Below are 14114 nucleotides of genomic sequence, written 5' to 3'. Positions count from 1 at the left end.
CAAATCTCATGCCAAACTTTTAAAATTCACATTTAATTTGGTATTTTGCGTGTATAAATTAACTAATATGGAAAACACACCACTAATTACCAATGACGCGATTGTTTTTGGCTTTTTAATGCTAGCACTAGGCTTTGTATTTTATACAGAAAATATAAAAACCGGATTTTGGTCTAAATTTTATAAAATAGTTCCAGGACTTTTTATGGCATATATGGTTCCTGCAGTTTTGACATCTTTAGGTTTAATTGCTCCAGAATGGCAAACAGTAGACCAAGCTGGTGAAATAGTGAGTCATAAAACAAGTATTTATCATGTAGCTAGTCGTTATTTGCTTCCTGCTGCATTAGTACTAATGACGCTAAGTATAGATTTAAAAGCTGTTTTTAACTTAGGATGGAAAGCCTTAATTATGTTTTTTACAGGAACTATTGGTATAATCATTGGTGGCCCTATTGCTATTTTACTTATTTCAACCGTATCTCCAGAAACAGTAGGTGGTTCTGGTTTTGATGCTGTTTGGAGAGGTCTATCTACACTAGCAGGAAGCTGGATTGGTGGTGGTGCAAACCAAACTGCCATGTTAGAAATTTACGAATACAACCAAAAATTATATGGAGGTATGGTATTTGTTGATATTGTAGTTGCTAACGTTTGGATGGCAATTATACTTATTGGTATTGGTAAACGCGACAAAATTAATAAATGGTTAAAAGCAGATACCTCTTCTATTGAAGCGCTTAAAGAAAAAGTATCTACTTTTACAGAAAGCGTAAAAAGAAACCCAAGCTTGACAGATTATATGTTAATACTTGCCATAGCTTTTGGAGCTGTAAGTTTTGCGCATTTAATCTCTGGATTCTTAGCACCATTTTTTGAAAATGCCGTTGCAGGAATAGCATCTGCAACCACCAGAAACATGCTTACCTTTTTAGGTTCTTCTTTTTTCTGGATGATTAGCATTGCAACGCTAATTGCTATAATACTATCTTTTACAAAGGCAAAAAATTACGAAGGTGCTGGAGCAAGTAAAATAGGAAGTATTTTTATTTACATACTAGTAGCTTCTATTGGTATGAAAATGGATTTAACCATGATTTTTGATAATTTAGGATTAATAGCAATTGGTTTTGTATGGATGACTATTCATGCTTTACTATTAATCTTTGTAGCAAAACTTATAAAAGCACCTTACTTCTTTTTAGCCGTTGGTAGTCAAGCAAATGTTGGAGGTGCAGCCTCTGCTCCTATTGTAGCATCTGCTTTTCACCCTTCACTTGCAACCGTTGGCGTATTGCTAGCTGTATTTGGATATGCTGTTGGAACTATTGCTGCAATAGGCTGTACTATTTTAATGCAATTAGCAGCAGCTAGCTAGTATATAAAAAATATTTATAGCATATTTGCGCAACTTAAAAACAACCATAATATGATTTTCGTTGACACGGAAAGGATACTGAAATAAATTTATTTTAAATGAAAAAAACAATATTTGTACTAGCATTAGCTGTTCTTTTTTCTTGCGGAAAAGAAAAAGATTTAACTGTAAAAGTGAACATTAAAGGATTAAAAAAAGGAACCGTTTATCTTAAAAAAGTACAAGACTCTACTGTTATAACATTAGACTCAATAGTTGTTCAAGGTGAAGCTCCTATTACTTTTAAAAGCGATTTAGAAACTCCTGAAATGTATTTTTTACAACTAAACAAAAATACTAGCGAGGATGAAACCATTTCATTTTTTGCAAATAAAGGGGTTACAGAAATAAATACAAATGTGAAAAATTTTGGATTAGATGCTAAAATTAAAGGCTCTAAAGAACAAAAAGCTTTAGAAGAGTACTTATTAGTTATGTCTAGATTTAACAACAGAAATCTTAACCTAATAAAAGAAGAGTTTGATGCAAAAATAGCTAAGGATACTGCTAAAATTATTGCCAATGCTAAAGCATATAATAACTTAATAAAAAGCAAGTACTTATATACTGTAAACTTTGCAATAGCAAATAAAGACAATGAAATTGCTCCTTATTTAGCATTATCTGAAATTTCTGATGCTCAAACGAAATGGTTAGACACTATTAATAAGGTTTTAACACCAAAAGTAAAAGCATCTAAATATGGTAAAGAATTAGAGGCTCTTATAGCAGAGAGAAAAAAGAATAATTAGTAGTTATAAGGTTTTAACGCCAAGGCTCTCTAAATAGGCCTAAAAAGAAGAAATAAGAGTAAAAACTAAAAATCTCAAACAGCAATGTTTGAGATTTTTTTGTTGAATTCATTTTATCAAGTAAAAGCACAAGAATGCACCTTAAATATACCTTTATGCATTTGCTAAAATACTTCACCCAAACTATAGTGTATTTAAAACAGCTTCTTTAGTGTAAGCTCAAGTAAAACTTTTTACCTCTAAGTATTTTGCATAAAAAAACCTCTCAATTATTGAGAGGTTTTTTAAAGAGCCGATGGAGGGACTCGAACCCACGACCTGCTGATTACAAATCAGCTGCTCTAGCCAGCTGAGCTACATCGGCAAAAACGAATGCAAATATAATCTTGAAAATGATATTAGCAAATGTTTTTACTAGAAATTTATCCTAGTTTATTAATTTTTTCAATTAACGCTAAACCTTTAGCTTCTAGTTCTTGGTTAATTGCTTTAAAATGAGCTTTTTTATCTTCTACACTTCTATCATTAACTTTTGCAATTAATTCATCAAATGTAGCAATTGCTTCATCAATAATTTCTTCGCTTCCTTTAGTGTCTTTATCTGAATTTGCATATTCCCAAACATAAACTGCTTCAATAATATCTCCTAACACATAGTTTATGTCTTTTTTTAGGATTCTTTTATTTGCCATAATATAAAATTTTAATTTGCTGCAAAATTAAACATAAACTTCTAATAGTTTCGCATTTTTAGAAGAAATTTGAAACGTTTTTATTGCGGCAGGAATTAATACTGTTTCCCCTTTTATAATTCGTTCTGTTGCTTGCGCTGTTTCAATTTCTACTTCACCAGAAACACACATGTAAATAATAAAAGAATCTATTTTATTTTCTTTTTTAATGGTATTGGTTATTTCTAAATAATTGGTTGTAAAATAAGGACAATCTACCATTTCATTTTCTTTATTAATGGTTTTAGAATAGTTTACTCTAAAATCATTTTTTAAATTAAAATCTATTGCATCTATAGCTAAATCGTTATGCAATTCTCTTTGGTTTCCGTTATCATCTACTCGATCCCAATCATAAACTCGGTAAGTTATATCACTGGTTTGTTGTATTTCTGCAAGCATCACTCCTGCTCCAATAGCATGCACTTGCCCCACTTCTATAAAATAGGAGTCTCCTTCATTTACCGTTTCATAATTTAAAATTTCTGGTAGCGTTTTTGCTTTTAGATGCTTTAAATAAGTCTCTGAGTTCATTTCTTGATTAAAACCTACTATTAGGTTTGCATCTTTTTCTGCTTGTAAAACATACCACATTTCTGTTTTACCAAAAGAATTATGGCGTTTGGCTGCTAGTGTATCATTAGGATGTAACTGTATAGATAAATCTTTTTTTGCATCTATAAACTTAATTAATAAAGGAAAAGTGTTACCAAAAACTTTGTAATTTTTAACTCCTATTAATTCTTCTTTGTAACTATTAAGAAGTTCTTTTAAGGTTTTGCCTTTTAAAACGCCATTATTTACAATAGAACTATCTTTGTTTATATCACTTATTTCCCAGCTTTCACCAATATTAGTTAAATCACTTTTTTTATTTAAAAGGGTTTTAAGTTTTTGTCCTCCCCAAATTTTTTCTTTTAAAATGGGTTCAAATTTTATAGGGTATGTTAGCATATTCAACATCTATATTCCAGAATAACTTACAAAATTTCTAGGTGTTTCATATAAAACAACCTCTAGTGTTAAATGTGCTGCTAGTTTACTTTTAATTTTATTGTATATTACAACTACTATATTTTCTGCTGTAGGGTTTAGTTCTTTAAATTCTGGCACTTCTATATTTAAGTTTTTATGATCAAAGGCGTCTTCTATTTCTGTTTTAATAATATCTTTTAAAACTTTAATATCTATTACATAACCTGTTTCTGGATCTATTTCTCCTGTTACACTTGCAATAAGTTCATAATTATGACCATGAAAGTTAGGGTTACTACATTTATCAAAAATTTCGGCATTTTTTTCATTGCTCCAATCTTTTCTATACAGTCTATGTGCTGCATTAAAATGTGCTTTTCTACTAACCGTTACTTTCATTTTATGTAATGTTTATGTGTTGGTAGAATTTATCAAAAATAATTTTAAACCAAGCCGTATATATTTCTGGCTGGTTTGCTATATCTTGTTTTACAGCTTCTAGAGACATCCATTTCCAGTCTGCAACTTCCTCTGGGTTAACAGATGGAACTGCATTGTATTTACCTATTAAAATATGGTCGTATTCATGCTCTGTTAAGCCATTATCAAAAGGTGCTTTGTAAATAAAAGAAATAGATTCTTCTAGTTCTGTTACAAAACCCATTTCTTCCTGCAATCTTCTTTTACCTGCTTGTATATTGTTTTCACCTTCTCTTTGGTGACTACAACAAGTGTTGGTCCAAAGTGCAGGTGAGTGATATTTACCTAAGGCACGTTGTTGTAACATGAGCTCTTTGGCATCATTAAATACAAATACAGAAAAAGCTCGATGCAATAATGCCTTTTCATGTGCTTCCATCTTTGGCATTAAACCAATTTGCTCGTTTTTTTCGTTTACAAGAATTACTTGTTCTTCCATCATATTGCAAAAGTACGAGTAAATTTTATAATCTTCTAATTTGATAAAATATTTGGAAATTTTTAAACAATTTCTGCACTTAAACCTGCGTCTAACAGCATAGTACAACGAGGTTCCAGCTCATCATAAACTCCTGTTTTTACGGTACACTGGCCTTTATAATGTACAAGAATAGAGCATTGTTCTGCTTGTTCTGGAGTATGATCACATGCATAAATAAGCGTATCTATAACATGATCAAAAGTATTTACATCATCATTATACAACACTATTTCATTGAGGTGCTGTGCTTTAGTATCTACCTGAACTTGTTCTTGTATTTTTTCTTTTGTGCTCATCTCCCAATTGTCTTTAAGATATTTTTTCTAAGGAAAAAGGTGTTTTTGTTTTACTAATTTATGAATTTTAAAGATACCCACTTATTTTTTTCTAACTTTTCAGCTAATTTTAACATATGTTTATTGCATTCTTCTTCTATAATAGGAATGTCATTATTGTAAAATCCGCTTAAAAAAAGCATTCCGTTTTTATTTAAAGCTGCTGCATAAGTTTCCATATCATTCAACAAGATATTTCGGTTTATATTGGCTATAATAATATCATATTTTTTACCTTTTAATAAACTTGCATCTCCTTCAAAAACCGAAATTTTATTACAATTATTACGCGCTACATTTTCAATACTATTTAAATAACACCAATTATCAATATCTATGGCGTCTAGTTTTGCTGCTCCTTTTTTTTCGGCAAGAATTGCTAAAACTCCTGTACCACAGCCCATATCCAGAACCGTTTTACCATTAAAATCGTTTTGAAGAACATGTTGTAACATCATGTGAGTAGTTTCATGATGCCCTGTACCAAAACTCATTTTTGGTTCTATTACAATATCAAATTTAGTATTAGGTTTTTCGTGAAAAGGAGCACGAACAGAACATAAATCATCAACTACTATTGGGTTAAAGTTTTTCTCCCATTCTTCATTCCAGTTGGTTTGTTCTATTTCATCAAAAGTATAGCTAATAGCAAACTCTGTAGAGTTTAATATTTGAATATCATTTAAAATATCTTCATTCCATTCTTCTTTTTGAATGTATGCTGTAACACCTTCTTCGGTTTCAACAAAACTTTCAAATCCTGCATAACCTAGTTCTGCAATTAAAATTTCTGTTCCTGGTTGTATAGGTGCTACTTTAAAGTAATAACCTATATATATTGTATTTGACATGTTTTTTAATGTATCTTTTAAATATTAATTAAAGAGGTTTACATTTTATACCTTTTTAATAACCCATGTGTCTTGAGATATTCCCCAATCTTCTTTATTTCCTTTAATATGCTCTACAATTTCAAATTTATTTTGAAACAGTTTTTTCATTAATTTAGGAGGATGGTATGCAGCATAGGTTCTGTGCCCTTCTAGTGTATTTGCTTCTACCACAAGTTGGTTAGCTTCAAATTTAAGTTGGTCTTTTTTTACTAACCGCTCTTTAAAAGCTTCTCCATGTGTTGTAATAATTAATATTGCATTTTTATTAGCAATTCGGTGCAACTCATTAATCCAATTATTGTGATTTGCTTCTGATAAATGGGTAAAAATAGATAAGCCATAAATAGCATCAAAAGTGTTTTCTTTAAAATCTGTTGGAGGATTTATAGCGTTATTATGAAACTGTACATTATGAATATTATCTACATTCCACGAAATACTTTTTTCATTATAATCTGTACCAAAAAACTGTGTATTTGGCAACAAATCTGGAAAATGCCTAATAACTCTTGCTGGACCACAGCCCCAATCTAGCACCTTTTTATTCTCTAGATTTATATGTTTTTCAAATAATTGTTTTAAATATTTAGCATCAATAATTCCATTTTTTATATACTCATTATAATTTAAAAGATGAGATTCATATAACAAATAATCTGGAGGTAATTTTACAGAAGGGTTTTCTTTTATAAACTTCCTATTTTCAGTTTTATTTTGAAATTTAACTACTAAATATCTAAGATTATCAGAAAGTTTAATAATTCCTAAATTTCTTAACAGCTCTTTTACTGAAGCTTTATCCATTTAAAAAGCGTTTACTATGGCATAAAAATCTTCGGCGTTTAATGCAGCTCCTCCTATTAAACCTCCATCTACATCTGGTTTAGAGAAAATTTCTTTAGCATTTGCTGGTTTTACACTTCCTCCATAAAGAATAGAAACATCATTTGCTGTTTCTGCTCCATATTTATTATTTAACGTTTTTCTTATAAATGCGTGCATGTCTTGTGCTTGCTCAGGACTTGCAGTTTCTCCTGTACCAATTGCCCAAACAGGCTCATAGGCTAAAACAATATTTTTAAAAGCTACAGCTTCTAAATGAAACAGTGCATTTTTTATTTGTGACGCTACAATATTTTCATGATTATTAGCTTTTCTGTCTGCCAATTCTTCACCAAAACAAAAGATAACGCGCATGTTATTTGCTAATGCAGCATCTACTTTTTTCGCTAGTAATTCATCTGTTTCATTAAAGTATGCACGACGTTCTGAGTGCCCTAAAATAACCGTTTGAACACCTACACTTTTTAACATTGCAGCACTAATTTCGCCTGTATATGCTCCATTTTCTGCAAAATGCATGTTTTGTGCAATTACCTCAATATCAGATTGTCTTAAAGCATCAAAAGCAGGCCAAAGATTGGTAAATGTTGGCGCAATCATTACTTCTGCAGTAGATGTTTGTGTTTGTTTTTTTAAGCTAGTTATTAAGGTTTCTGTTTGTGACAGATCATTATTCATCTTCCAGTTTCCTGCTACTATGTTTTTTCTCATAATCTTTTATCCTCTAAAGCGAAAATCTTTTTTTAAGTTAAACTAATTTATTACTATTTACTACAAAACTTCACTAAAGAAGTTTTGCTATTAAATATAGGTAAAAAACAAAAGTAACTAATTTAATGCTTTTAATAACTCACTATCATCAGCTTTTATGGCTTTATATAGTTTTATGTATCCTTGAGCGTCAATAATAAGGTATCTAGGAATCCAGTCTAAGTCAATAGATTTGCTAAAAGCACTTTTCATTCCTTTTGGCATAAAATAATGTGTTCCTTTAATTTGATACTTACTTATACCTTTTTTCCAGCTAGTGATAGATTTGTCTGCAGAGAGAAACAAAAACACCATCTCTGTATTGGTTTCTTGTAATGCTTTTACTTTTGGAATACCTTCTATACAGTCGCCACACCAAGATGCCCAAACATCTATTAAAATGGGATTTCCTTTATGTTTTTCTAAAATTTGTTTCAAGGAAATACTTTCACCTTCAAAAGAAATAAAAGTATCGTTTAAAGCTTCTTCTTTAAATTGTGTAGGTATTTCTTGTGCTTTACAGCTTATAAATAATATACTAACGAGTACTAATAATAGTTTTTTTTTCATGTTTTACAAGTAATTACTAATAGCAAACCGTGTATAAAAAAGGGTTTACTAATTATGAAAACAACTATAACCTTTTGATAATGATATTACTTTAACACCACTTTTGGGTCTAGCCATGTGTAGATTATGTCGACAAAAATATTAATAATTACAAAAAGGGTTGCAATAATTAAAACAGAACCCATAATTACTGGTAAGTCTAAGGTATTTAATGCGTTTACTATTTCTTTTCCTAAGCCATTCCAACCAAAAATATATTCTACAAAAACGGCTCCTGCAAGCATAGATGCAAACCATCCTGAAATTGCTGTTACTACAGGGTTTAATGCATTTTTTATAGCATGCTTTTTAATTATTTGAAACTCACTCAAACCTTTTGCTCTTGCTGTACGTATGTAGTCTTGGTTAAAAACTTCTAATAAGGAGTTACGCATTAATTGAATAATTACTGCTAGCGGACGAATACCTAGAACAATAGCTGGAAGTATTAAGTTTTTCCACTGTATGTGAAGTTTTTCACCATAATCATCTAATGCATAAAGACTACCTGTCATTTCTAAATTGGTGTATTTATGCAACACATAACCAAATAACCATGCAAACAATATAGCCGAGAAAAATGAAGGAACAGACATACCTATTGTACTTAATATTTGAATGGTTTTATCTAAAAAACTATCTTTTTTTAATGCAGAAACTACACCCAAAAACACACCAAGCAGCATAGCTATAACTATTGCTGAAACAGCTAAAACAAAAGTATTTGGCAATGTTTCTGCTAATACTTGACTAACTTTTTTACCTTGTTTGGTAAAAGATTCTCTTAAATATGGAAACTTTAAAACCGTTGTGGTATTGCCTACAGAAAACAGTTTGGTAGCTGTGTATTTACTAGGACTTAAGTAGGTGTAATTATTTTTGTTTTTAGAATGAAATGAAATGGGAGACAAATCATTTAAGTAATACAAATACTGCGTGCTTATTGACTTATCAAAACCATATTTTTGTTTAACTAATGCCAGTTGCTCGCTATCTTCATTTTGACCAAGCATCATTTGTGCTGGATCTCCAGGAAGTACGTTAAACAAAAAGAATATTACAGTTACTACACCAAATAAAGTGAGTAATGCATAACCGGTTTTATTTAATAAATAGCTTATCAGTTGTTTGTCGTTTTTTATTCTTTTTTTGTTTTAGCTACTTGTTAACACCTTTTGCTTCTCTTTTACAAATACCTAGAAGTGTTATGGTATAGCTTTTATTTTTTTAATATTATTTCTACTAGTGACACAAAAGAAGTGTTATTTGCTACATTAATAGAATCTAACAGATCGCCTTCTGTTCTTTCTTTTACCACATTAATTTTCTCAATAGTTTCTGGATCAAGAGCATCTGCAGCTTCTTTGCTTGCTATTTCATTATCGATTAAAAATAATACCGAAGCAAAATCTTCTTCTTTTTTAGGTTCTGGTTTTCTTTCTACAACAGGCAATTGTAAATCGTCAATATCATTCCAATGTACTTTTTGAGTAACTGTTCCTTTATGTAATTTTACCACTCCTGGATTAGAACGAACTACTGTTTTTAATGCTTTTTCATCACATAAATACCAATTAAAATTCAGCGCATAATCTGCATTTATTTTTAATTTCTCATCGGTTCCAGAAGCTGTTAAACCAATAACTGTATACCCATTTTTAATTGCTTTATCTGTTGCAGCTTTTAAAGCTTGTACACCTTCTGCTTCAGCAGTATCTAAATTATAAGAGATTACCATAATTAGGTTTTCTTCATTTAAAAACTGCTCTGTTAAATCTTCGTCATCACTTTCAATAGAAAAATCTTTAATTGGAGGATCATACCCTTCATCAATAATTTTAGTTTCTACACCTATATATTCGCCATCTACAGTAGGGTAGCTTCCGTTGGTTACAAATTCTTTTTCTTCTCCATTTACTTTAAATGTCCATGTGTATTCTTGAATTGCTTTTGGAGCATCTTCTGGAGTAGACATGCCTTCTTGAATATTTGCACCTACTTTATATGCTCTAAAATCCCAAGTTGGCAAATGCATTAACACGTGGTAACCAAACCAAAGACTTCCTAAAAAACCTACAAGTGCTAATAACGTAGTAGGAAACTTACCAAATATTGGTTTTATATATTTTAAACCTAGTAATAAAACAACTATTAAAACCAGTAAAAACAAGTCTTTCATAAAGCTTTCTATTGGTTTCATTGGTAAGAAATCACCAAAGCACCCACAGTCTTTTACTTTATCAAAATACCAAGCATAAAAAGTAAGAAAAGTGAAGAATACAATCATTGCAAAAAGGCTATAAACGGTAAATTTTGGTTTATAACCAATAAGTAAAAACACCCCTAAAACTACTTCTAATACCACCACAAAAACCGAAAGAGCTAAAGCATAAGGCTCTAAAAACGGAAGATTTAAAACGTCTGCACTAAAGTATTCTTGTAGTTTATACGAAAACCCTAATGGGTCATTTAGTTTTATTAATCCTGAAAAGATAAACAATCCTCCTACTAATATTCTAAAAAGGTGTGTGATGTATTTCATAAATTTTCTTATCCTTCCTGCAAAGGCAGGAAACTTGTTATTTTTAACTTAATTTTTATCATGAATTCCTGCTTTTGCAGGAACTACAATTTTATTCTTTTAAATGAATCATAGCAAAAATGGCATAATTAATCATGTCTTGATAATTAGCATCAATACCTTCACTAACAATAGTTTTTCCTGCGTTGTCTTCAATTTGCTTTACGCGAAGTAATTTTTGTAAAATTAAATCTGTTAAACTACTCACGCGCATATCACGCCAGGCTTCACCATAATCATGGTTTTTATCTTCCATCAGTTTTTTGGTAGTGGCTACTTTTTCATCATAAAGAGCAGTTGCTTCTTCGGTAGTCATATCTGGTTGTTCAACAACTCCTTTTTCTAACTGAATTAAAGCCATGATGCTATAATTAATAATACCTATAAACTCACTTACTTCTCCTTCATCTACTTTTCTAACATCATTTTGTTGTAAGCTTCTAATACGTTGTGCTTTTATAAAAATCTGGTCTGTAAGTGATGGCAAACGTAATATTCTCCATGCGCTTCCGTAATCAGACATTTTATTAATAAATAAGCTTCTGCACGTGTTTACAACAGCGTCATATTGTTTTGAAGTATCTTGCATATTTGATAAACTAATATTGGTTTTTTCTATTTCCTAAAAAAGGATTAAAATTCATTTATATTTTGTTACTTTATTATGGCATAGCCATACTGAGCCTTTCAAAAAGTATCTCATCTAAATAATTTTATCTCATTTTCGGTTAAAAACAAAAAATCAAGATGAGTTCAAAATCTATTTTGCGTAAATTTCGCATAAATAATTTTAAAGTTCAAAGTTTAGTGTTTAAAGTTTTGTATACTTTAACAAACAACCATTTACAAAGTACCAATGACAATTAACTGCAAAGGAAAACTTATAGATTTAACAAGCCCTAAAGTCATGGGAATATTAAATCTAACTCCAGACTCATTTTATGATGGCGGAAAATATAAAAACGAAAGCCAAATTTTAGCGCAAGTAGAAATGATGCTTAAAAACGAAGCCACTTTTATAGATATTGGTGCTTACAGCTCTAGACCAAATGCGCAACATATTAGTGAAGCCGAAGAATTAACACGTTTGCTTCCTATTATAAACTTACTTACTAAGGTTTTTCCTGAAATAATTATTTCTGTAGATACTTTTAGAAGCGAAGTTGCCAAACAGGCTATTACAAATGGAGCTGCTTTAATTAATGATATTTCTGCAGGAAAATTAGACCAAAACATGATGCAAACGGTTGCTAATTTACAAGTACCTTATATCCTGATGCATATGAAAGGAACTCCGCAAAATATGCAAGAACAAACCAATTACAAAAACATTATAAAAGAGCTTATCTTTTATTTTTCGGAAAGAGTTGCCGAAGCTAAAAAACTAGGCATTAATGATATGATTATAGATCCTGGTTTTGGATTTGCTAAAAATACAGCACAAAATTTTGAAGTATTAACCCATTTAGAACTTTTAAAAATAGTAGATTTACCAATACTTGCCGGAGTTTCTAGAAAATCTATGATTTACAAAACTTTAAAAAATACAGCGCAAGATGCATTAAACGGAACCACAGTTTTAAATACCATTGCCTTACAAAAAGGCGCAAATATTTTACGTGTTCATGATGTAAAAGAAGCAACAGAAACTGTTAAATTAATAGCACAACTTAACCAATAATGAAACATTTACAATACTTATTTATTATCCTTTTTATTAGCTCTTGTGGCAATGAAAAAACCATTCAATTAGCAGAAATTTCACATTCTAAAATCCAGGAAGTGCTAGACGTTTCTCCTGCTTATATTTTTTATGATGAAACCAAGCCAGATAGTTTAGAGCTAAACAGAAAAAACTTAATTAGCACTACCAATTGGCTAGTTAATGTAGATAAACGTTTAATGCTTCATCAAGCAATTCCGCAGATAATGTTTTTACAAGACAAAAAGGAAAATTCTAACCATAAAAAAGAAGGTGTTAAAAACTACTTTACCTGTAATGATACTAGTATTAAAAATTTAGGCTTTATAGAGTTTACTAATATTAATTACAAAACCAAAGAAGAGGAAACAGCCTTTAAAGAAAATACATCTATTTTTGATTTAACCGTTAGTATTAATAGTATGGATGCTATACTAATACAATCTTATTTACCAGAAACAGTACACACTAGTAACACGATAATTAAAGACCTTCTTTCTACATTACAAACCATAAAATCTGTAAACAATTTAGAATTAAACTCTAGTGATTTCACTGTAAACCTACGTTTTAATAAAAACCTTACCTTTCAAGAATACATTACTATTAAATCTTTATTTAGTGATTTAAATTCAGAAGGACCTAGTGTTTCAAATAACGAATATATTTATTAATCATATTTTACTACATTTACAAAAACACCCAAACTTTGGAAATATTTGATGACCTTTTAAAATTCACAATTTTAGACATTATAGATGTTATTTTGGTAGCTCTATTACTCTACTATGTTTACAAACTAGTTAAAGGTACAGTTGCAATTAACATATTTATAGGTATTGTAATTATTTATATTATCTGGAAAATTACACAAGCATTACAAATGCAACTTTTAAGTAACATTTTAGGTGGTTTTATTAGTGTTGGTATGTTTGCACTTATTGTAGTTTTTCAACAAGAAATTAGAAAATTTCTACTAATGATTGGTTCTACCAATTTTGGAAGCCGAAAAAAATTCTTTAAACAACTTAAGTTTTTACAAACCGAAACTAGCAATGCAACAAACATTGAAGTAGTTATTGCTGCATGTACTAAAATGGGAACCACAAAAACTGGAGCTTTAATAGTTTTAGAGCACAATAATAGTCTTGACTTTTTAAAAGCTACTGGAGATTTAATGAATATTGAGGTTACACAACCTATTATAGAAAGCATCTTTTTTAAAAATAGTCCATTACATGATGGCGCTATTATTATAGAAAACAATATTGTAAAAGCTACACGAGTAATTTTACCAGTAAATAACGAAAAAACCTTACCACAACGATTTGGTTTACGGCATAGAGCAGCTGTTGGTATTACTGAAAAAACAGATGCTTTAGCAATTGCTGTAAGTGAAGAAACAGGACAAATATCTTATTTTAAAGGCGGAAAATTTGTAATGTTTAAAGACACCGAAGAGCTTATTGAAATAATAAAGAAAGATTTAGCTTAAACCTGTACTACAAACTAAAAACATTTACTGCTTTTGGTTTTATGTATGCTAGATTTGTTTAAGAATTGGT

General features: G+C 30.2%; 17 protein-coding genes and 1 tRNA gene. 5 read left to right on the top strand and 13 right to left on the bottom strand.

Translation table 11 applies throughout. The features are described 5' to 3' along the window. The first annotated feature begins 67 nt into the window (after positions 1 to 67). Both KO494_RS07975 and KO494_RS07970 read left to right on the top strand, forming a co-directional pair. Positions 68 to 1378, top strand: a complete 1311-nt coding sequence (locus KO494_RS07975) for a DUF819 domain-containing protein (protein ID WP_215967076.1) — start codon at positions 68 to 70, stop codon at positions 1376 to 1378. Positions 1379 to 1476: 98 nt separating this feature from the next. After that, complete coding sequence (locus KO494_RS07970; RefSeq protein ID WP_215967075.1) at positions 1477 to 2169, top strand: DUF4369 domain-containing protein; 693 nt, start codon at positions 1477 to 1479, stop codon at positions 2167 to 2169. 290 nt (positions 2170 to 2459) lie between these two features. On the opposite strand, the gene KO494_RS07965 is transcribed toward KO494_RS07970, so the two are convergent. From KO494_RS07965 to KO494_RS07905, 13 genes are all read right to left on the bottom strand, one after another. Next, positions 2460 to 2533: transfer RNA gene (locus KO494_RS07965), tRNA-Thr, on the bottom strand. 58 nt (positions 2534 to 2591) lie between these two features. Beyond that, entirely contained in the window at positions 2592 to 2861 is a 270-nt protein-coding gene (locus KO494_RS07960; RefSeq protein WP_215967074.1) for a hypothetical protein, read from the bottom strand. A gap of 27 nt (positions 2862 to 2888) precedes the next feature. Then, positions 2889 to 3854: a type I phosphomannose isomerase catalytic subunit gene (locus tag KO494_RS07955; protein WP_215967073.1), complete on the bottom strand. Its 966-nt coding sequence runs from the start codon at positions 3852 to 3854 to the stop codon at positions 2889 to 2891. 9 nt (positions 3855 to 3863) lie between these two features. Beyond that, the gene (locus KO494_RS07950) at positions 3864 to 4274 is read right to left on the bottom strand and encodes a 6-carboxytetrahydropterin synthase (RefSeq protein ID WP_215967072.1); all 411 of its coding nucleotides are present in this window, start codon (positions 4272 to 4274) and stop codon (positions 3864 to 3866) included. 1 nt (position 4275) lies between these two features. Next, entirely contained in the window at positions 4276 to 4797 is a 522-nt protein-coding gene (gene idi / locus KO494_RS07945; protein ID WP_215967071.1) for an isopentenyl-diphosphate Delta-isomerase, read from the bottom strand. Between the two features lie 59 nt (positions 4798 to 4856). Further along, complete coding sequence (locus KO494_RS07940; RefSeq protein WP_215967070.1) at positions 4857 to 5132, bottom strand: ATP-dependent Clp protease adaptor ClpS; 276 nt, start codon at positions 5130 to 5132, stop codon at positions 4857 to 4859. Between the two features lie 53 nt (positions 5133 to 5185). Further along, positions 5186 to 6022, bottom strand: a complete 837-nt coding sequence (gene prmA, locus KO494_RS07935; RefSeq protein WP_215967069.1) for a 50S ribosomal protein L11 methyltransferase — start codon at positions 6020 to 6022, stop codon at positions 5186 to 5188. A 45-nt stretch (positions 6023 to 6067) separates the two neighbouring features. Continuing rightward, positions 6068 to 6868, bottom strand: coding sequence for a class I SAM-dependent methyltransferase (locus KO494_RS07930; protein ID WP_215967068.1), 801 nt, complete (start codon positions 6866 to 6868; stop codon positions 6068 to 6070). Beyond that, the gene (tpiA, locus tag KO494_RS07925; protein ID WP_215967067.1) at positions 6869 to 7618 is read right to left on the bottom strand and encodes a triose-phosphate isomerase; all 750 of its coding nucleotides are present in this window, start codon (positions 7616 to 7618) and stop codon (positions 6869 to 6871) included. Between the two features lie 117 nt (positions 7619 to 7735). Next, positions 7736 to 8227, bottom strand: a complete 492-nt coding sequence (locus KO494_RS07920; RefSeq protein WP_215967066.1) for a TlpA disulfide reductase family protein — start codon at positions 8225 to 8227, stop codon at positions 7736 to 7738. 86 nt (positions 8228 to 8313) lie between these two features. Next, positions 8314 to 9390, bottom strand: coding sequence for an ABC transporter permease (locus KO494_RS07915; RefSeq protein WP_215967187.1), 1077 nt, complete (start codon positions 9388 to 9390; stop codon positions 8314 to 8316). Between the two features lie 95 nt (positions 9391 to 9485). Continuing rightward, the gene (locus KO494_RS07910) at positions 9486 to 10808 is read right to left on the bottom strand and encodes a BT_3928 family protein (RefSeq protein ID WP_215967065.1); all 1323 of its coding nucleotides are present in this window, start codon (positions 10806 to 10808) and stop codon (positions 9486 to 9488) included. 91 nt (positions 10809 to 10899) lie between these two features. Next, positions 10900 to 11436: a DUF1599 domain-containing protein gene (locus KO494_RS07905; protein WP_215967064.1), complete on the bottom strand. Its 537-nt coding sequence runs from the start codon at positions 11434 to 11436 to the stop codon at positions 10900 to 10902. 267 nt (positions 11437 to 11703) lie between these two features. Between KO494_RS07905 and folP the strand changes: the two genes are divergently transcribed. The 3 genes from folP to KO494_RS07890 are packed head-to-tail and all read left to right on the top strand — an operon-like array spanning position 11704 to position 14044. Beyond that, positions 11704 to 12528 carry a dihydropteroate synthase gene (gene folP, locus KO494_RS07900; RefSeq protein ID WP_215967063.1) on the top strand — a complete coding sequence of 275 codons (825 nt, stop codon included), beginning with the start codon at positions 11704 to 11706 and terminating at the stop codon, positions 12526 to 12528. Beyond that, the gene (locus KO494_RS07895) at positions 12528 to 13223 is read left to right on the top strand and encodes a hypothetical protein (RefSeq protein ID WP_215967062.1); all 696 of its coding nucleotides are present in this window, start codon (positions 12528 to 12530) and stop codon (positions 13221 to 13223) included. Before folP ends, KO494_RS07895 begins: the two co-directional genes overlap by 1 nt. Before the next feature lie 35 nt (positions 13224 to 13258). After that, a complete protein-coding gene (locus tag KO494_RS07890) occupies positions 13259 to 14044 on the top strand; it encodes a diadenylate cyclase (RefSeq protein ID WP_215967061.1) in 786 nt (261 codons plus the stop codon). The last annotated feature ends 70 nt before the right edge of the window (positions 14045 to 14114 follow it).

Origin of the sequence: Lacinutrix sp. C3R15 (assembly GCF_018860825.1) — a bacterium.
Taxonomy (GTDB): Bacteria; Bacteroidota; Bacteroidia; order Flavobacteriales; family Flavobacteriaceae; genus Oceanihabitans.
This window is presented reverse-complemented; position numbering and strand designations above follow the sequence as displayed.